We start from the raw sequence: 20,123 nt of genomic DNA, 5'->3' as shown, positions 1-20,123 counted from the left end.
TTCAATGGGGTAATGAAAAACGGCCGTATTTTTTAAATGCCCTTCTAATGACAGATAAGGCTTATATAAAAAATATTGAATGATTTAAGATGGGTATTGGACGAAATAAGCAGGGGGTAATGAAAATGGGGGCTTCTTTATTAAGATGTTTTTTTTAAACTCGTTTCGGAATTAGGGGAGCAAGCGGCTGATCTGCAGGCAAAAGGTGCAGGCGTTCAGCGTGAACCGGTTTGGGTATGTTAGTCCGGAGGCCGGTCCGGAAAAATGAATGTAAAACGTATATGGATTATTTAAATATCCCCTGGTATTTCCCACCGGATAAAAGCAAGCCACTTGTTCCGCAGATACGATCGCATGTGATCAGCCTGATAGATGGAGGCTGGCTGCCTCCGGGACAAAAACTGTTAACAATTGCAGATTTTGCTAAAATTCTGAAGGTCAATAAAAAGACCATCGCAGCAGTCTACAAAACTTTGAGGATGCAAAAGCTACTGGAGCAGCGTAAGCCTTTCGGTTATTTTGTTTCCTTTCGCCGGCCTTTGCCCGCTGGGGGGGATGGATCGCCGCTTGCGGCGTTTAGTTTCAATGATCCGGTAGCTGCCTATGATCCTTTAAATTCGGCGGTTCCTTATATTACGCTCGGCAATGATTCATCCGGCCTCATCCTGGGTTCTATGGAGAAACATCTCAGGGAGTACAGGAAAATATTAGCGCATGTGCCGGCATGTGAAGGTGAATCCGTTATCAGCTTTGCAATTTCCAGGATCTTAAGTTACCTGGGTATGCACGTAGAGGATAACCAGTTTCACACCCTTCATGGTGTCGGAAGAAATCTGAATGTAACCATAATGAGCTTGTTAAAACATTCTTCCGGGGTGGTGATGGCATCGCCGGAAGATGTAAGGGCTATCGCTTCCTTCCGGATCGTGAAAGCGGAGATCTTTTTTACCGGCTTTGACGGGGAAGGTATGCTGATGGATGAACTGGAAAAGATATGTCTGCGGCACCAGGTAAAAGTTGTTTTTGTCAGACCAGCTGCCGGAATCCCTAATGGTCTCCCCCTGTCAACAGCCCGGAGCCGGCAACTGATGGCTCTTGCAGACAAGCATCACTTTGTGATCATAGAAATGTATAATGAACACGAGTTCTGGCCCGGACCGGCACCGATGACCTTTTGGGAAACCTATAATAAAGGCCGTGTTATTTACCTGGGGCCGGTATCAAGGATGACCTATCCCTTAAATTCAATCGGCATCGTGATCGGGCCGGCGGATTTCATGGAAACAGTACGGAGTGTTGCAAAGGACTTTTCGGTCCCCGACCGGGTTTCTGAACGATTACTGGCCAATATGGTCAGGCAGGGAACCTTCAGTCTTCTGCAGGATAAGATGCTCAGGCAATACCAGGATCGTTCTTCAGCAGTCGACATAATACTCAGGAATTCTCTCTCAGGCTTAGCGACTTATACAATGCCGACGGCCGGCTTTGTGGTGTGGGTAGAGCTTAATGAAGAGTTTGACCCGGGGCCCGTTCTTGAGGAGCTGGAAGAACTCGGTTTATACAGGCGGGATGCCCTTATAGGCTTCTATGCCGGCAAACCGGTCAAAGCGCTCATGGTCTGCTTTGGTTCAACCGCGATGGAAAAAATGAAATGCGGTATAAAACTCGTAGCCGAATCAATTAAGAATGGCTCGTTGAAAATGGTTCCGGCATTCCTGGCCGCTTTAGCGGCTGCCTGATGCCTCCAATCAAATTTCTTTTTAAACATCCGCTTCCGGCGTAAGGGTCCCGGTAGCCTGCCATACACTAATACGTACTAACTACTATATACTAAGTACTAACTACTATATACTAAGTACTATAATGAACGAAGTTTTTGACTACAGAATAAAGGTCACCGAGGTAAGTACACTGCTACAGCAGGTGATGAACGGCTTGTATGCTTACGGGATCAATGTGGGTATGCGTGATGAATTGAAGGATCTGCAGAACGTTTTTAAAGGAGATCCAATTCCTGTCGACATAGCCCTTTTGGAGGCGCTTAAAGATCCCCTGGTAAAGCCGCTCATCGACCTGATTTACGCGCTTGACACGCACAGGTTCATGACTATGCAAATTAATGGTCTGACTGAAAGGGAGATGCTCGAAGCTTATCATCAGGGAGTAGGAGCCAGGCACTGGCCCGTGTTTATTATGTTTACAGGTGACGAATCAATAGGCCTGCACTGCTCGATGCTGGAGTATCTGCAGGAAGCTGTCGTCTCATTATTTTCCCTCGCCTTACAACTCTCAGAATCAAGATTGGACATTACTGCAGAAGAAACAAGTTGGATGCAGTCGCCGTGCAAAAAGGCGCTTGCTGCGCTTAAAAAAACCGATGTGAATGTTTACACTATTATTCAAATCATGAAAGATGTTCAGGCGGGTATGCAAAAGATCTATGCTATCGCAGAGGAAGTACAAGGGAAATAAGGATTTTACATAATTAAACTTTTCAGATTATGTCTTCAGCTGTTGCTTACAAACTTAGAGTAATGGAGTTGCACTGTATACTAGCGCGAATTAATGACAACATGGTGCGATATGCTTTACAAATTTGTTTTCACAATAGGGATAAAGCACTTCAAAGATCGGCAGCTGCAGGTTACCCGGTTGCACAAGAAGCGAAAGGGCCTTACCGCCCGCGGGATCCCCTCGTTACCACGTTGGTGAAACTTAAAGATTTCCTGGTAAAAACTGACGGTAACCTTTTATGGATGAATTACCTTTCCGAAGAAGAAGCCGAGGTAATATTAACATTTTATCATCCGGAATTTGTTCTTAAGCTGCTGGAAGACATTCCTTCTAAGAAGTCTATTGTCCGGTATCTTGAATGTGCATCCGATGTATTACTTGGCCTTGCGCTTGAGCTTTCTATCCCGTTGGAGGAATTCAGCGACCCCGGTAACAATTTCTTCGGTCCCGGAATATATCCTCTCCTTAACCGGGAAGATCAGAATGTTTGTCTGGTCCTTGATTGTCTGAGGGAGATCACCTCAGGCATTGACAGCATTCAGCTACTTGATTGATCAGTCTGAAAAAGAAGATTAGGGGGTTAAACCGTGTTTAAATTGATGCCATTATGGATAAGCCGATACTTCAAAAGCTTGAGATAATTGAAAGAAACCAGGGACAGATCCTATACTATGTTCGTTTTCTGGCCGAATATAACGACGCCGGCAAGATCAGCCTTCCCGAAGTCTGGTTCAATGATCAGGATGTGATGTTTAAATTGAGCTGGAGCAAAAGTACCCTGAAGCGCCGCCGTGCCGAAGGACTGCTGCCATATAGTAAAATCAGGAATAAGTACTACTACAAAGAAAAGGATGTGGTTTATTTGCTTTTCCCGGAGCCTCACCCCAACCCTCCCCCGGGGAGGGGGAGCTGAGATTAGATTTGAGATTTGAGATACGAGATGAAAGATATGATGCGATCCGGATTTTCAATTTATAGTAATCATTCTGACTTTACACAAATTAGGCTGACGCCTGATAGCTGCTATTTCCGGGTTATGGGGTTATGGTTATAAGCGGTTTATGAGTTTATAGGTTTATTGGTTTATGAATCCACGGTTGTATTGCTATTCGTGGTAATTTTTTCTATAGTAGTCATTCTAGCTTTCCACCAATTTAAGCGGATACCTGATACCTGATAGCTGTTTCGCGTTATGCATCTAAGTTGAATGTCTAATCGTGGTGGTCATTTATAGTATTCATCCTGACTTTACACAAATAAGCTGACACCTGATAGCTGCCAGTTCCGGGTTATGGGGTTATGGTTGTAAGCGGTTTATGAGTTTATAGGTTTATTGGTTTATGAATCCACGGTTGTATTGCTATTCGTGGTAATTTTTTCTATAGTAGTCATTCTAGCTTTCCACCGATTTAAGCGGATACCTGATACCTGATAGCTGTTTCGCGTTATGCATCTAAGTTGAATGTCTAATCGTGGTGGTCATTTATAGTATTCATCCTGACTTTACACAAATAAGCTGACACCTGATAGCTGCCAGTTCCGGGTTATGGGGTTATGGTTGTAAGCGGTTTATGAGTTTATAGGTTTATTGGTTTATGAATCCACGGTTGTATTGCTATCGTGGTAATTTTTTCTAAAGTAGTCATTCTAGCTTTCCACCGATTTAAGCTGATAGCTGATATCTGATAGCTGATACCTGTTTCGCGTTATGCATCTAAGTTGAATTTCTATACTGGTGATCAATCTATAGTAGTCATCCCGGCTTTACACAAATTAAGCTGACACCTGATAGCTGCCAGTTCCGGGTTATGGGGTTATGGTTGTAAGCGGTTTATGAGTTTATAGGTTTATTGGTTTATGAATCCACGGTTGTATTGCTATCGTGGTAATTTTTTCTAAAGTAGTCATTCTAGCTTTCCACCGATTTAAGCTGATAGCTGATATCTGATAGCTGATACCTGTTTCGCGTTATGCATCTAAGTTGAATTTCTATACTGGTGATCAATCTATAGTAGTCATCCTGGCTTTACACAAATTAAGCTGACACCTGATAGCTGCCAGTTCCGGGTTATGGGGTTATGGTTGTAAGCGGTTTATGAGTTTATGAGTTTATGAATCCACGGTTGTATTGCTATTCGTGGTAATTTTTTCTATAGTAGTCATTCTAGCGTTCCACCGATTTAAGCTGATAGCTGATACCTGATAGCTGATACCTGTTTCGCGTTATACATCTAAGTTGAATGTCTATTCGTGGTGATCAATTTATAGTATTCATCCTGGCTTTACACAAATTAAGCTGACACCTGATAGCTGATACCTGACAGCTAATATATCACTACCTGGTTCCAGAAGAAGATATTTAACTGAAACTTAATATATTTGCATAATGAATAGCCTTGACATATAAATGAAGCAAAGGGAAATCCAAACGCTTCGATACTTATCCATACTCATACCGCATAAACTCAGACAGATTGATGAAATAGCATTTTCTTTTAAATCAGCTGGCATACGAAGTAAGAAGGAAATCTTAGGCGAGCTGATAGACAGTGCAACTAACTATCACCAAACATTCGCAATGTTTCAGGTCAAACATGATTTGAAAGTCTTTTATGACCAGCATAACTGGAATAAATACGGTTACTATAGCAAGCTCAGAAAGGAAGAAATTATTTGTTTGTGGGAGAGGCATAATTCCCAATTACTGGAAATCATTGAATTCCTTCCTGATAAATTTCTAAAAGCGAAGTGCATTATAGGAAGGGATGCCCTATCCATCGAATCCCTGATCAGGATTTACGTCGAAAGTTTAGACAATTATCTGCACCATTTGTCAAACGGGAAATGATTAGTCTACAGTCTCGATGACTAAATATTCGAGCAAATTGAAATAGTTACCTTCTTCCCGTCACTTCGAAGCCGATGCATCCTCGGGAGAGGAGGGTCCTGCATTAAGTACCTGAGATATCTCCTCCCAAAGGGGTCGTCGATATGACGCCGTGGTTGGGGTGGTTTGTTTCCCATACCTGATACCTCATACCTGATACCTCATACCTGATACCTCATACCTGATACCTGATAGCTAATACCTAATCCCTACTTTCTTAACCAAAGTCAATGAAATGAAAAGCTGCAGGTCATAAATTTGTGGTCAATGAAAACCAGGAAACGATTAATCATTTGTTTATTCACCCATCTGCTCGTTATCGGCGTTTGTATTTTCTTCTCTGTATCAGAGGCTTTTGGAGCAGAATCATGCTTGATAAATGGAGGACATGAAAAGGGGAACCCGAACAAAGCAGGTTCAAAAGAAATGAAGCCGGAGTTAACGGGGCCGAATGACAACCAAAGCATGATTTTGGCTTTTTGACACCTTAATAACCGGGCACAAAATAAAGCCTAAACTGGTTTACCCCTTTTATATGATTATTGAATGAACTACGGCAGGTGCGGAGGGGAGCGCCAATCAGTAGCAATAAGCTTAATACTATGCAAAGCGAACACAAACAGCAGTTAGAATTTGAATCATACCCGATTAAGAATGACGTTAATCCTCAGGAAAACAGTAATCCGTTTACGTCAGATGAAAACGAAACAGATTTAACTGACCAGGTAATCGATAGCAATGGCAATAGCAAGTCCGCTAAGCTTGAAGAAATTCTGCAGACAATCTTCATGGCAGATCACGATGCGGCACAGTTGGAGCAATACCTTTTAGAAAAGCATTCTCAAATTCCGGAGAGAGGGAGCTGCATTCAGATTTGAGATACGAGATCTTAGATGGCAAATTAGCCTATCGATGCTATTGTCCATGATCGATTTTTTGACCACAGATTCCGAGATCATTTGTAAATGATAAAACAAGGATGCTAAAACCGATGGCAGGCAAAAAGAAAAGTTCACCACAGATACACAGATTAAGGAAGATGAACTCAACAATTAGATGTCCGTAAATTATCCGTTAATATGTGTCAAAGATTTCCGGGATATCTAAATGGCAGGGTCCCCTTCGGGAGACCCTGTCGGGACATAATCTTCATGGCAGATCACGATGCGGCACAGTTGGAGCAATACCTTTTAGAAAAGCATTCTCAAATTCCGGAGAGGGAGCTGCATTCAGATTTGAGATACGAGATCTTAGATGGGCAAATTAGCCTATCGATGCTATTGTTCCATGATCGATTTTTTGAACCACAGATACCAACCTGGATAAAAGAAAATACCGCGTCTTTGAAGGATGCACTCAACATGTCGGCCATGGCAATCCTGGCAAAGAACGCTCAATCCTCGATTTGCTTTCTCGTATGAGATTTCTCTCCCGATGAAGGATCGGGATCGAAATGACGTCGTGGTGTTTTTAATTTCCTTTTATACAATAAGTTGGTCGCTATACAACATTCATAAAAAAACTACTAAACCGATAAAAACGGAACCGTAACCGCTATATAAGGCCTACTGATAACCCCTGCGTTCACCTCCCTTCCGCATTGTTTGTTGCGGCCGGCACAGACCAAGCCATCTTACTGACTTCAGAAGCAACAAACGCAGCGGCGGGGTTTTTTGGTTACTTTTTTTTCCCGAAGAAACTTAGCGCAGCGATCTCTTGAGTGCCTTTTTAAAACTACTAAAACAACGAAAAAACTAAGCGCAGCGTTCTCCTGAATGCCTAAAGAAAGAAACTACAAACAATGAAGAAAAAGTGACACCCGCGGTAGCGACTACAGAAAATATCCCACTGACCTAAGTTGTTTTAACTCACAAAAGAACAGAAAGCAGAAATGCTAGAAGACAAGAGGCAGCATTTCATCGGTTGGAGATCATTTCGATCCCGATCCTCCATCGGGATTGCCACGGCTCATTACTTACTTCTTTCACTATCGATGATAAAATGAACACCTGGAAATCCAAAGAGATTTTGAGCCTACCCATGACGGGGTTATTATAGGTTACCGGCAAACAAAGGCTTTATGTCGACCGATATACTGCGTTGATAAGAAAAGAAATAAATCGACAACCGCAAAATCCTAACTGCTGTCTAAGGCCCACAGAAAACCTCTCCGTTCACCTCTTTTCCGTCCCGATTCATCGGGATGGCGGGCACAAGCAAAGCCTACCCACTGACTTTTATAACATTTAAAGCAGCGGCGGGGTTTCATTCAAGGTTTGTTTGTTGTTTTTATCGGCTTGAATGGTCTCCCTTCGGTCGGCATTTGCATACTTTTTTTTCCTGAAGAAACTAAGCGCAGCGACCTCTTGAGTGCCTTTTTAAAACTACTAAAACAACGAAAAAACTAAGCGCAGCGTTCTCCTGAATGCCTGAAAAACAGACTAAAACAAATGAAGAAAAAGTGACATCCGCGGTAGCGACTGAAGAAGATATACCACTTGGTTAAGTTGTTTTAACTCACAAAAGAACAGAGGGCAGAAACGCTAGAAGACAAGAGGCAGCATTTCATCGGTTGGAGATCATTTCGATCCCGATCCTCCATCGGGATTGCCACGGCTAATTACTTACGTCTTTCACTATCGATGATAAAATGAACACCTTGAAATTTCACACAGGATGACTAATAATAAATTTACTCCTGGTAACATTTTTATTACCTGTACGTATAATGACACTGCCTTCAAAGCAAGAATTTTATAAACCTTTAAAAAAGAACATGAAAAAATATTTATTAAATTATGGAACGGTACTGCTTGGATCCGCAATGGCCTTATCCTCCTGTGCTAAGGAGGATTCCACCGGAGGTAATGTTTCCTACCAGGTGAAGCCATCTAACTTGACTGCATCAGTTGGCTCTACAGTTTCTGGCAGCGGATTAATTGTCACCGTGAATTCAAACTCAAGCTTAACCTGGACTGCCGGAAAATTAAATGTTACTGAAATTGACTTTGAAGCAGAGAATAATAATGTTGAAATTGAATATGAACTGAAAGGTCAGTTCAATATTAATTTGCTCGATATCAGTCCGGTATTAGGAAGCATTACCATACCAGATGGTACTTATGATGAAGTAGAATTAAAGTTGAAATTGGAAAAATCCTCTACAAATGATATACCGCTAACTTTAAAAGGGTCGTATACTAACAACACGGGCAGTGTAACACCAGTGGAGTTTTATTTCAACGATGAGTTTGAAATCGAAGTGGAGGCAGAGGATTTGCTAATTAGTGGATCTGCGGATTATTTAGGTCTGATCAACGTTAAGCTTAACAAATTCCTAACTAATGTCAGTTCTGCTGATTTGGATGAAGCGGCTAAAACTAACGGGGCTATCGTAATTTCATCCGCATCGAATGTTAACCTTTATAATAAGTTTAAAGCAAACCTGAATATATTTGGTGATTGCGATTTTGAAGATTAAGCAATATTAAAAATATTCTGCTAAGAGGCTGTCTCATAAGTATATTGTGAAGGCAGCCTTTTTTTATTTCTATTTTTTTGGCTTCTGTATTTCAACTTCATGAATGTGAAAATATGGCATTCAGTAAAGGCCCCGCTGACAACCTCTATTTGAGTAAGTACGATCAAAGCTGCAGGTAAAACTGAAAATGATGCGTTTTCTATTTTTTAATTTGTGAAAGTATTGCCTGCAGTTTCTGTGTGATGGCTGTAGAACTTATTTCGTGTTTTATAGATCGCAGGCAGTTTCTGCAAAGACAATCAGGGTAAGTCAGCCGTATATAATCTTTTTCCAGCTCAGAAAGGGTAAGTCCCTGGCACTGGCATAACAGAATGCTGCCAACCTTGCATTCAAAGGGTTCGTTACACCGGGGGCAATATTTCTTTTCGTGATCTGCCATCATATCTTCATAAAGCTGTACATCTTTGATAGAGATGTACAGCTCAGGTATTGGTTTAAACAGCTGTTCCTGTGGTGACGCTTTCCCTTATTTCTTTAGCGGCAGCAACCATCTCGATCAATGCTCGTTTAGTTTCATCCCATGCCCGGGTTTTTAAACCACAATCCGGGTTGACCCATAGCTGGCCGTCGGGGATGACTGCCCGGGCTTTTTTAAGCAAATACGTCATTTCCTCCTTGTTAGGTACACGGGGCGAATGAATATCGTAAACGCCCGGGCCTATTTCGTTGGGATACTTAAAATCAGCGAAGACGTCAAGCAGTTCCATCTGCGAACGGGAAGTTTCTATGGTAATCACATCGGCATCCATATCAGCAATGCTGTTTATAATATCGTTAAACTCAGAATAGCACATATGGGTATGTATCTGGGTATCATCCTGTACGCCACTGGCCGAAATCCGGAATGCTTTAACGGCCCAGTTCAGATATCCCGCCCAATCTTCTTTTCGTAACGGTAAGCCTTCGCGTATGGCAGGTTCATCAATCTGTATGATCTTAATACCAGCTTTTTCCAGATCGCATACTTCATCACGTATAGCTAAAGCTATCTGGGTACAGGTTTCGGCCCGCGGCTGATCGTTCCTTACAAAGGACCATTGAAGAATGGTTACCGGGCCGGTTAACATGCCCTTCATCCATTTAGAAGTTAAGGACTGTGCGTAAGCCGACCACTTAACGGTCATTGGCTGCGGCCTGGAGACATCCCCATAAATGATGGGCGGTTTCACACAGCGGCTGCCATAGCTTTGTACCCAACCGTTTTGTGTAAAAGTAAAACCGTCTAACTGCTCTCCGAAATATTCTACCATGTCATTGCGTTCAAACTCGCCATGGACCAAAACGTCGAGATCAATTTCTTCCTGCCATTTTACTGCTTTGGAGGTTTCCTGTTCAATCAGGCTGCTATACTCTGCTTCAGTCAGCAAACCCTTTTTGAGCTGCGTGCGCCAGCTTCTTACCTCAGCGGTCTGCGGAAATGAGCCGATGGTTGTAGTAGCAAACAGCGGTAACTTTAATAGCTGTTGCTGTTGCAGTTTTCTTACCTGAAAAATACTGGTACGTTTGTCATCTTTTTCAGTAATGCTGCTCACACGCTCTTTAACCGACTGGTTCTTAATCAGCACAGAGCTTCTCCTCGCCTCATTGGCCCGCCTGTTTTCCACCAGCTGACGTTCAATACCCGCGCCCGTGTTACCAGCGGATAAGTTTCTTAACAGTACCAGCTCTGTCACTTTTTGTCGGGCAAAAGCCAGCCATTGCTTGATTTCAGAAGTTAGCACAGCTTCGTTTGTTTCGTTGTTCAGATCACAGGGTGAGTGGATCAAAGAGCACGACGGCGCTATCCATACCCGCTCAGAACCAAGTTTCTCTTTCGCTTTTTCAATAATAGCAAGCGACCCGTCAAAATAATTTTTCCAGATATTACGGCCATCTACAATGCCTAATGACAGTATTGTTTTATCTGGCAAATGTGCCATCACCTCTTCCAGTTGTTGTGGTGCCCGAACCACGTCGATATGTAATACATCCACCGGCAGAGCGGTAGCTACAGAGATATTGTTTCCCAGGCCTTCAAAATAGGTAGCCAATACGATTTTTAAGAATGGAAATTCCTTACGTAGTCGCTTATAAGTCGCTCTAAAAACCGTCTGTTCTTTCTCACTCAGATCAAGCGATAAAAACGGTTCATCGAATTGCACCCACTCTGCGCCAAGACCGTTCAGCTTATTCAATATTTCAATGTAAACCGGCAGAAGATTTTTGATCAGGTCAATCTTTTCAAAACCCGCTTCTTTTTCTTTACCTAATAACAGGTAAGACACCGGGCCGATCAGCACAGGTTTTGTCATAATGCCAAGTTGTTTGGCATCGTAAAACTCATCAATAATCTTAGTTGAAAATAACTTAAACTGCTGATCTTTATAAAACTCCGGGACGATATAATGGTAATTGGTATTAAACCATTTGGTCAATTCCATAGCACTGATATCCAGTCCGTCTTTTTGATAGCCGCGGGCCATAGCAAAGTACAGATCAAGTTCTTCATTCCCGTTCTTTTGTATCACTTTATGATAACGTTTGGGAATTGCTCCGAACATTAGTGAATGATCCAAAACATGGTCATAATAGGAGAAATCGTTTGATGGGATCAGATCAATACCTGCATCCTTTTGTATCTGCCAATTTTCATGACGGATAGTTTTCCCTACGGTAAGCACACTTTTAAGCCCCGTTTTGCCTGCCCAATAGTTCTCGCAGACTTTTTTTAACTCACGTTGGCTACCAGTTCGCGGGTAGCCGAGGTTTTGCGTTAGCATTTTCTTTTAATGATTAAATGAATAAATCGGTTAAAAGCTCTTCAGCTAAACTTCGCAATGCGTTATGATAAGAAAATGGAAAGTGTGAATACTGCCTGTCTTTAGAGTATATGACCCAAATCAAATCCATTCAGGATTTATTAAGCAAACCAGACCTGACCATAGCTTCTAATCGCGAAAGCATTGTCAATTCAGTAAGTGGCAGGTCTCCTGGCTTGTAACATTTTTACCGTCCTTCCCATTCCGGAAACCGGCAGTGGACATAATTGGCAAAAACTTTTTGTGTTACTTACAGTTGCGCGACAGCTCGTGATTTGCACACGATTCCCTATTAATCTACAATTAAGTAAAACCTATACTGGTTGATGAAGAAAGTAAAGAACTTGTTTCGGCGCAAATGTAAGTAATAACGATGTAATTGCTGAAGCCTTACCTCACAAATAAGTTTATTCAGGATTGCGATATTACCCGCTCTCATACCTTTCGGGAGTCTATATCCGTCAGGTTAAGTGCCTCTTCATTCCTGTCCTGCCAGGAGAGGCTTGTCCTCACCAAACTTTGGGTGGTTAAAAAAGACGGGCAGGCGGAATTGGTATATGCCCGTTCAGACCAACAAATTATGGCTGCATAGCAGGGCAATTCCATCAGGAGATTGCAAGACCAGAATAAAAATTAAATAAACTAGTAATACTTTATACCTTTACAAAAACTTTAGGGGTGCCTTGCGCTGAGAAATACCCTTTGAACCTGATGCAGTTAGTACTGCCGAAGGGAAAAGTAGAACAACTTACAAGTTGTTTACCATTCCTCCAACGGGTCCATTCCTTTAGTTTATTAAATTTTAAACAGGATGGAAATTACCGTAAACCAGCAAAGTTATCCCATTGTTATCCCTTGCTCCCTGCAGCAAATGCTTGACACTGTTATTCAACAGCCTGCCAAAGGCATCGCTGTTGCTGTCAATCAGGAAATTATTGCTAAAGGCGACTGGTCAGGCCACCTTTTAAATCCCGGCGATAATCTCACTATCATCAAAGCCACCCAAGGCGGATAATTACACACCCAAATTATGAAAACTGAAAACATTCCTGGAGAACAAGTGATCAGCCGTACACCCTTCCCGGGGTCACGCAAAATTTATGTCAAAGGTCAGCTGCATAACATCGAAATAGCGATGCGTGAAGTGAGCCTGGCTGAAACTAAATTGCATGGGCGATTTGGCGAAACAGAGCCTAATGCGCCCGTCACTATTTATGATACCAGCGGCCCCTATACCGATCCGGATACAGAGATCGATGTGAAACAAGGTTTGCCGCGGCTGCGTGAGCAATGGATCATAGACCGTGGCGATGTAGAACAGCTGGAACATATTTCATCAGACTACGGAAACCAGCGCGCCCATGATCAAAATCTGGACGCATTACGATTTGCGCACATCAGCAAACCTTATAGGGCAAAGCCGGGAATGAATGTATCACAGATGCACTACGCCAGGAAGGGCATTATCACGCCCGAAATGGAATACATAGCTATCCGGGAAAACCAGCGCATCGATTTATTGAAAGAGCAATTGAACGACCAGTATGAGGTGATGTCACATCAGCACCCCGGCCAAAGTTTTGGTGCCAATACACCCAAAGGATATATTACACCCGAATTTGTACGCCAGGAAGTGGCAGCTGGCCGGGCTGTTATTCCATCGAACATCAACCATCCGGAAAGCGAGCCGATGATCATCGGGCGTAACTTCCTGGTAAAGATCAATGCCAATATCGGCAACTCGGCAGTTACCTCCGGTATCGAAGAAGAAGTAGAGAAAGCGGTTTGGGCCTGCCGCTGGGGCGCCGATACGATTATGGACCTGTCTACCGGAAAGAACATTCACGAAACCCGGGAATGGATCATCCGAAATACGCCGGTACCTGTCGGCACGGTGCCTATTTACCAGGCATTGGAAAAAGTGAATGGCAAAGCCGAAGACCTGACCTGGGAACTTTTCAGGGATACCCTGATCGAGCAAGCCGAACAAGGCGTGGATTATTTCACTATCCATGCAGGTGTATTGTTGCGTTATGTTCCGCTTACAGCCAGGCGTATTACAGGAATTGTATCACGAGGCGGCTCTATTATGGCTAAATGGTGCCTGGCTCATCATAAAGAAAACTTTCTGTATACACACTTTGAAGAGATCTGCGAGATCATGAAAGCTTATGATGTCGCCTTTTCATTAGGTGACGGCTTAAGGCCCGGATGTATTGCCGATGCCAATGATGCCGCGCAGTTTGGCGAATTGGAAACTTTAGGTGAACTCACCAAAATTGCCTGGAAACACGATATTCAAACGATTATTGAAGGCCCGGGCCATATTCCCATGCATATGATCAAGGAAAATATGGACAAGCAATTGGCCCAGTGTGGCGAAGCTCCATTTTATACTTTAGGCCCCTTAACCACGGATATTGCACCGGGGTACGACCACATCACTTCAGCTATAGGAGCGGCCATGATCGGCTGGTTCGGTACGGCTATGCTTTGTTATGTTACACCCAAAGAACACCTGGGCCTGCCGAATAAAAAGGACGTGAAGGACGGGGTAATTACTTATAAAATTGCCGCTCATGCTGCTGATTTAGCCAAGGGTCACCCAGGCGCACAATACCGGGACAATGCTTTAAGTAAAGCGCGTTTTGAGTTCAGATGGGAAGACCAGTTTAACCTGTCGTTAGATCCGGATACCGCCAAAGAATTTCATGATGAAACCCTGCCTGCCGATGGTGCCAAGATCGCCCACTTCTGCTCCATGTGCGGGCCAAACTTTTGTTCCATGAAGATCACGCAGGATGTACGCGACTACGCTAAAGAAAACGGCATGGGCGAAACTGATGCGTTGTCAAAAGGTATGGAAGAAAAATCAAAGGAATTTTTACAGAAAGGAAGTGAGATCTACTTATAAATGATGGACCTGATGGTGATTTCAAGCCCGGTTGCTGTTGCTGATGAAAGTATCATTATTAACGACCTGTTTCAGTTGGGTTTGAGATACTTTCACATCCGGAAACCCGGAAGTGAAATCCAGACAGTAACCGATTTAATAAATGGAATAGCACCCCGGTTCTATGACCGGATCGCCCTGCATCAGTTTCATCAGATAGCAGCCGGCTTTGGTATGAAAAGGCTGCATTATACAGAACGCGCGCGAATGAAATCAAATACAAATCAATGGCAAAAGCAGCTGGATGACGGATATACGCTAAGCACGTCTGTTCATAACCTGGCAATACTGCCCGGGATAAAGCGATTTGATTATGTTTTTTACGGGGCTGTGTTTGATAGTATATCAAAGCCCGGTTATCAAAGCAGGTTGCCGGCAGGTTTCAAGTTAGACCACGATACGAACAGGCCGAAAGTAATTGCCTTAGGGGGAGTGAACACATCTAATTTAACCAGAGTCAAAGCGATGGGTTTTGATGGCGCCGCAGTTCTGGGAACCCTTTGGAATGAGCCGGATCAGGCACTTGCGCGCTTTAATCAATTAAAAGAAATCTGGCTTCACAAATAAAGTATCATCATGGTTGATAAATTACACTATATCTCACAGCAACCGGAAAACGGGTCGCACCTCACCGCCATCAGTCAGGCCCTGAAGGCCGGATGTAAGTGGATACAATTACGGGTTAAAGATCAGCCCGCCGATGTCATCCTGGAGTATGCGCTAGAAGCGAAGAGGTTATGTAACCAGCACGGGGCTAAACTGATCGTTAACGATCATCTTGAGATCGCGTTGAAGGTAGGCGCATCTGGAGTGCACCTTGGTTTACAGGACATGCCGGTCAGCCTGGCAAGAAAAATTGCAGGCTCCAAAATAATCATTGGCGGAACCGCGAACACTTTCCGGGATATCGGACAGAGAATAGCCGAAGGTGTTGATTACATAGGTCTGGGCCCTTACCGGTTTACCCATACAAAACAAGAATTAAGCCCCATACTCGGCTGGGAGGGAATTAATGAGATCATGAAAAAATTGGCGCCGGCGCCGGTTCCAATTATTGCTATAGGTGGTATTTTACAGGATGATATCGCTGGAATAATGGAATCCGGCGCTTACGGAATTGCCGTATCCGGTACCATTACCTATGCGGCTAACCGGGCTGAGCTGGTTCGACGGATGTATGGCCAATTAAACGCTTTTTCTTCAAGTTCAATACCTAAACCTTAAATAATCATGTTGACAATAGCCGACAAAACGTTTAGTTCGCGCCTGTTTACCGGAACCGGTAAGTTCAGTTCATCCGCTTTAATGGAAGAAGCGTTATTGGCCTCCGGGTCGGAACTGGTAACCGTTGCCCTCAGGCGTGTTGACGTTAAAAATAATGAAGGGGACGACCTGTTGATCCGGCTGAAATATCCTCATATGAACCTGTTGCCTAATACATCAGGCGTACGGAATGCTAAGGAAGCCATCTTCGCTGCTCAACTGGCACGCGAAGCTTTGGAAACTAACTGGATCAAACTGGAAATTCATCCCGATCCTAAATATTTAATGCCCGACCCTATCGAAACCCTAAAAGCGACGGAGGAATTGGCAAAAATGGGATTTATTGTATTACCCTATATACATGCCGACCCTGTGTTATGCAAAAGACTGGAAGATGCGGGCACTTCGGCCGTCATGCCATTGGGTTCGCCTATCGGAAGTAACAAGGGGTTAAAGACCGTTGACTTCCTGGAGATCATTATCAGCCAAAGTAATGTAGCTGTAATTGTAGATGCAGGTATCGGATCGCCCTCTGACGCGGCATGGGCAATGGAAATTGGGGCCGATGCTGTACTGGTGAATACCGCCATAGCTGTTTCCGGTAACCCTGTACAAATGGCCAAAGCGTTTAAAATGGCTGTAGAGGCCGGACGGATGGCCTATGAAGCCAAACTGGCCTTACCGGTAACTCATGCTGTGGCAAGCAGCCCCTTAACCTCTTTTTTAGATGAGTAGCTTTACAGATATTTTCAGATCATTCGATTGGGACAAAACGAAAGCCAGCATATATGCCAAAACAGGCCAGGATGTTGAACGGGCATTAGCAGCAGACAAGCGAACCCTGGAAGACTTTAAAGCTTTAATATCACCTGCGGCAGCGCCTTACCTTGAGCAAATGGCAGCGATAAGCCAGCACTTAACACTGAAACGGTTTGGTAAAGTGATCCAGCTTTACCTGCCGCTTTATCTCTCTAATGAGTGCAATAATATTTGTACCTATTGCGGTTTTAGTTATGATAATAAGGTGAAGCGTAAAACACTCTCCCCGATGGAGATCATGCAGGAAGTTGCCGTGATCAAGGATATGGGATACGACCATGTGCTTCTGGTTACCGGAGAGGCTAACCAAACAGTTCATGTAGATTACTTTAAAAAAGTGCTCGACCTGATCCGCCCGCACTTCGCGCATATATCGATGGAAGTTCAACCGCTTGACCTGGAAGACTATCAGCAATTAGTTCCCTATGGCTTGAACACCGTGCTGGTTTACCAGGAAACTTACAACCAGGAAGATTATAAAAAACACCATCCCAAAGGAAAAAAATCAAACTTTGAGTACCGGTTGGAAACCCCTGACAGGTTGGGACAGGCAGGCATCCATAAAATGGGTTTAGGTGTATTGATCGGTTTGGAAGACTGGCGCACCGATTCGTTCTTCACGGCGCTGCACCTGCATTACCTGGAGAAAAAATACTGGCAAAGTAAATATAGTCTCTCTTTTCCGAGGTTAAGGCCGTTTAGCGGAGGACTGGAACCTAAAGTAGAAATGAAGGACCGGGAACTGGTACAATTGATTTGCGCTTACCGCCTGTTTAACGAGGAAGTGGAACTGTCTATCTCGACCCGCGAATCGCCAAACTTCAGGAATAACATGATCAGGTTAGGGATTACCGCAATCAGCGCAGGATCTAAAACCAATCCCGGGGGATATGCGGTTGAACCTGAATCGCTGGAACAGTTTGAGATCAGTGATGAACGCAGCCCCGAACAAATTGCTCAGCTTATCAGATCACAAGGTTACCAGCCGGTTTGGAAAGACTGGGATAACAGTTTAGCTTAATAAATCATGTTGAATGGCGAAGAATTAAAGCGGTACAGCAGGCAGATCATATTGGAGGAAATTGGTTTACCCGGCCAGGAGAAACTCAAGAGCGCTAAAGTCCTGATGATTGGTGCGGGCGGCCTGGGTTGTCCTGTATTGCAATACCTGGCGGCAGCAGGGGTTGGCCAAATTGGCATTGTGGACGATGATGTAGTGGACCTGACCAACCTGCACCGGCAGATATTATATACGACAGGCGATGTGGGTAAATTGAAAGCCATGGTGGCCAGAGAAAAGCTATGCCTGCTTAATCCGCACATCAAAGTAACGGTCTATGACCAGCGTTTTAATACTGATAATTCGGAACGCATCTCCAAAGATTACGACCTGGTGATTGATGGTTCGGATAATTTTGAAACACGCTACCTGGTTAATGATACTTGCAGAGCTTTGAATAAAGTGCTGGTATTTGGTTCCATATTTAAGTTTGAAGGCCATATTTCTGTATTCAATTACCATGATGGCCCTGGTTACCGGGATGTATTCGCTGAAGCGCCACCATCTGATGAGGTGCCCGGCTGTGCCGACACAGGTGTACTGGGAATATTACCCGGCATCGTCGGTGCATATATGGCTAACGAGGCGATCAAAATTATTTGCGGTATCGGAGAAACACTATCCGGTAAATTGATGACGGTTAATGCCCTCGATAACACGACTACTGTTTTTAAGATTTCCAGACAACATAAGGCATCCGAACTGCAGGAAATTCCAGTCGCTGCACCGCCCGGCATCATTAATAATGAGATTACAATAGATGAATTAAACAGCTGGTTATCGAAATCTCCGGACGAAATTTGCCTCGTTGATGTGCGGGAAACCTATGAGTTTGAAGATTATAATATCGGGGGGATCAACATCCCTATGTATGAGTTAAAGGAACAGATAGCATCGTTGCCAGCAAATAAAAAACTGGTATTCTGCTGCCATACGGGTCAGCGCAGTAAAATGGCTATCCAATTATTAAAGCCTTTATATAAAGGGGAAATGTACAGTTTAAAAAACGGTGTGATTTAAGATTGGTTTATGAGTAAATACAGGTACCCTGTTGTATTAAGTATTGCCGGATCAGACAGTAGCGGCGGTGCCGGCATACAGGCCGACCTCAAAACTATAAGTGCGCTTGGCTGCTATGGCACTACCGCAATCACCGCCATTACGGTACAAAACACTTTGGGTGTTAGCGCTATACACCCTGTACCTGTTGAATTTGTGAAAGCGCAGATCAGAGCCGTAATGGATGATTTAAAGCCTGCCGCTATTAAGATTGGCATGGTACATAATGCGGAACTGGCCCTGGCCATTGCCGAAGCCTTATGTGATCATCCGGGCGTACCGGTTATTTTTGACCCGGTGATGGTAGCTACAAGCGGCCGCCTGTTGATAGAAAAAAATACGGTAGCAACGTTGAAAAACTTATTGTTTGGTTTAACCCAAATGGTTACGCCGAACCTGGATGAAGCGTCAATACTGGCCGGTATGGAGGTTAAAACAATTAGCGATATGAAAAAGGCAGCGTTCCGGATCATGCAATTTGGTTGTAACGCGGTACTAATTAAGGGTGGTCACTTAAAAGGGCCCGACCTATTTGATGTTTACCTGAATAAAAATGGTGATGAGCGGATTTACAGGTCGATCGCTATTGATACCATCAATTCGCATGGAACAGGGTGCAGCCTTTCATCGGCTATCGCTTCTTTCATGGCGTTAGGCGATGATCTGAATACCTCGATCTTAAAAGGTAAAGTATATATTCAAAAGGCTATTGAGCATGGTAAGGATGTGAAGACCGGAGAAGGTCATGGCCCGCTGAACCATTTTTTTGACCCTCAGAAATTAGTAAAATATTAAATAGAGTGAATCTGGTACTTTTTACACCAGCTACTGTTAAAAAGTCAGGTTGTGATAGTGATACCCCATACCTGATACCCCACACCTACAACCTACCTTCCTCGCTTCTTCCTTATACTTTGTTGCGCTCCTGTTCAGCTCGAACTCAGAAAAAGGCCCTTTTAGCCGAACAAGAGCTAAGCGAGAACCGAACGAGAGCTAATAAAAGTCTTTTTTTGTCTCAGCAGGGTCTCTCGCAGAGGATCCTGCGTGTCAATGGAATTCATTTCGTTTTTTCAAACCCATCAGACCCAACGAGAGCTGAGGAAAGTCTTTTTTACCACCACATTTTTGCCAATCCGGGGTCAAAGCGGTCCAAAGCCGGTTCAAGGGAGCTCAGCTATTTTTTTGCCGCTTTATAGCATCTACTTTCGTTCAGCAGCACAGCGTACCGG

The 20,123-nt window shown here is 43.7% G+C and carries 19 protein-coding genes and 2 riboswitches; of the genes, 17 read left to right on the top strand and 2 right to left on the bottom strand.

Translation table 11 applies throughout. The features are described from left to right. Positions 1-281: 281 nt before the first annotated feature. The 9 genes from AC1MCB_RS09305 to AC1MCB_RS09265 all read left to right on the top strand — a co-directional run bounded on the left by AC1MCB_RS09305 (position 282) and on the right by AC1MCB_RS09265 (position 8,882). Positions 282-1,739 (top strand): aminotransferase-like domain-containing protein, encoded by a 1,458-nt coding sequence (locus AC1MCB_RS09305; protein ID WP_479968473.1) that lies wholly within the window; start codon positions 282-284, stop codon positions 1,737-1,739. 124 nt (positions 1,740-1,863) lie between these two features. Then, positions 1,864-2,472: a hypothetical protein gene (locus AC1MCB_RS09300; RefSeq protein ID WP_479968472.1), complete on the top strand. Its 609-nt coding sequence runs from the start codon at positions 1,864-1,866 to the stop codon at positions 2,470-2,472. A 29-nt stretch (positions 2,473-2,501) separates the two neighbouring features. Then, positions 2,502-3,068, top strand: coding sequence for a hypothetical protein (locus AC1MCB_RS09295; protein ID WP_479968471.1), 567 nt, complete (start codon positions 2,502-2,504; stop codon positions 3,066-3,068). A gap of 53 nt (positions 3,069-3,121) precedes the next feature. After that, positions 3,122-3,427 (top strand): hypothetical protein, encoded by a 306-nt coding sequence (locus AC1MCB_RS09290; RefSeq protein WP_479968470.1) that lies wholly within the window; start codon positions 3,122-3,124, stop codon positions 3,425-3,427. Between the two features lie 1,494 nt (positions 3,428-4,921). Continuing rightward, positions 4,922-5,362, top strand: a complete 441-nt coding sequence (locus tag AC1MCB_RS09285) for a hypothetical protein (RefSeq protein WP_479968469.1) — start codon at positions 4,922-4,924, stop codon at positions 5,360-5,362. 306 nt (positions 5,363-5,668) lie between these two features. After that, a complete protein-coding gene (locus tag AC1MCB_RS09280) occupies positions 5,669-5,884 on the top strand; it encodes a hypothetical protein (protein ID WP_479968468.1) in 216 nt (71 codons plus the stop codon). 119 nt (positions 5,885-6,003) lie between these two features. Next, complete coding sequence (locus tag AC1MCB_RS09275) at positions 6,004-6,279, top strand: hypothetical protein (RefSeq protein ID WP_479968467.1); 276 nt, start codon at positions 6,004-6,006, stop codon at positions 6,277-6,279. Positions 6,280-6,552: 273 nt separating this feature from the next. Next, the gene (locus AC1MCB_RS09270; RefSeq protein WP_479968466.1) at positions 6,553-6,822 is read left to right on the top strand and encodes a hypothetical protein; all 270 of its coding nucleotides are present in this window, start codon (positions 6,553-6,555) and stop codon (positions 6,820-6,822) included. A gap of 1,355 nt (positions 6,823-8,177) precedes the next feature. Further along, on the top strand, positions 8,178-8,882 hold the full coding sequence (locus AC1MCB_RS09265; protein WP_479968465.1) for a hypothetical protein: 705 nt from the start codon (positions 8,178-8,180) through the stop codon (positions 8,880-8,882). Positions 8,883-9,081: 199 nt separating this feature from the next. Here AC1MCB_RS09265 and AC1MCB_RS09260 read toward each other — a convergent pair whose 3' ends face one another. Further along, positions 9,082-9,321 carry a cysteine-rich CWC family protein gene (locus tag AC1MCB_RS09260; RefSeq protein ID WP_479968728.1) on the bottom strand — a complete coding sequence of 80 codons (240 nt, stop codon included), beginning with the start codon at positions 9,319-9,321 and terminating at the stop codon, positions 9,082-9,084. Positions 9,322-9,376: 55 nt separating this feature from the next. Then, the gene (gene metE, locus AC1MCB_RS09255; protein WP_479968464.1) at positions 9,377-11,701 is read right to left on the bottom strand and encodes a 5-methyltetrahydropteroyltriglutamate--homocysteine S-methyltransferase; all 2,325 of its coding nucleotides are present in this window, start codon (positions 11,699-11,701) and stop codon (positions 9,377-9,379) included. A gap of 183 nt (positions 11,702-11,884) precedes the next feature. Continuing rightward, positions 11,885-12,073, bottom strand: a riboswitch (cobalamin riboswitch). A gap of 331 nt (positions 12,074-12,404) precedes the next feature. After that, a riboswitch (TPP riboswitch) is annotated at positions 12,405-12,492 on the top strand. A gap of 59 nt (positions 12,493-12,551) precedes the next feature. Between metE and thiS the strand changes: the two genes are divergently transcribed. Genes thiS through thiD form a run of 8 tightly spaced genes read left to right on the top strand, consistent with a single transcriptional unit; the run spans position 12,552 to position 19,689 of the window. Further along, positions 12,552-12,755 carry a sulfur carrier protein ThiS gene (thiS, locus tag AC1MCB_RS09250; RefSeq protein ID WP_479968463.1) on the top strand — a complete coding sequence of 68 codons (204 nt, stop codon included), beginning with the start codon at positions 12,552-12,554 and terminating at the stop codon, positions 12,753-12,755. A gap of 15 nt (positions 12,756-12,770) precedes the next feature. Beyond that, entirely contained in the window at positions 12,771-14,654 is a 1,884-nt protein-coding gene (gene thiC / locus AC1MCB_RS09245; protein WP_479968462.1) for a phosphomethylpyrimidine synthase ThiC, read from the top strand. Between the two features lie 12 nt (positions 14,655-14,666). Further along, entirely contained in the window at positions 14,667-15,260 is a 594-nt protein-coding gene (locus AC1MCB_RS09240) for a thiamine phosphate synthase (RefSeq protein ID WP_479968461.1), read from the top strand. Positions 15,261-15,269: 9 nt separating this feature from the next. Next, positions 15,270-15,917, top strand: coding sequence for a thiamine phosphate synthase (locus AC1MCB_RS09235; protein ID WP_479968460.1), 648 nt, complete (start codon positions 15,270-15,272; stop codon positions 15,915-15,917). Between the two features lie 6 nt (positions 15,918-15,923). Beyond that, a complete protein-coding gene (locus AC1MCB_RS09230; protein WP_479968459.1) occupies positions 15,924-16,691 on the top strand; it encodes a thiazole synthase in 768 nt (255 codons plus the stop codon). Beyond that, positions 16,684-17,796: a 2-iminoacetate synthase ThiH gene (gene thiH / locus AC1MCB_RS09225; RefSeq protein WP_479968458.1), complete on the top strand. Its 1,113-nt coding sequence runs from the start codon at positions 16,684-16,686 to the stop codon at positions 17,794-17,796. The genes AC1MCB_RS09230 and thiH overlap by 8 nt, the downstream gene beginning before the upstream one ends. 6 nt (positions 17,797-17,802) lie before the next feature. Beyond that, positions 17,803-18,855: a molybdopterin-synthase adenylyltransferase MoeB gene (gene moeB, locus AC1MCB_RS09220; RefSeq protein ID WP_479968457.1), complete on the top strand. Its 1,053-nt coding sequence runs from the start codon at positions 17,803-17,805 to the stop codon at positions 18,853-18,855. 9 nt (positions 18,856-18,864) lie between these two features. After that, on the top strand, positions 18,865-19,689 hold the full coding sequence (thiD, locus tag AC1MCB_RS09215) for a bifunctional hydroxymethylpyrimidine kinase/phosphomethylpyrimidine kinase (protein WP_479968456.1): 825 nt from the start codon (positions 18,865-18,867) through the stop codon (positions 19,687-19,689). The last annotated feature ends 434 nt before the right edge of the window (positions 19,690-20,123 follow it).

Source organism: Daejeonella sp. AP26, from assembly GCF_056680515.1.
This window is presented reverse-complemented; position numbering and strand designations above follow the sequence as displayed.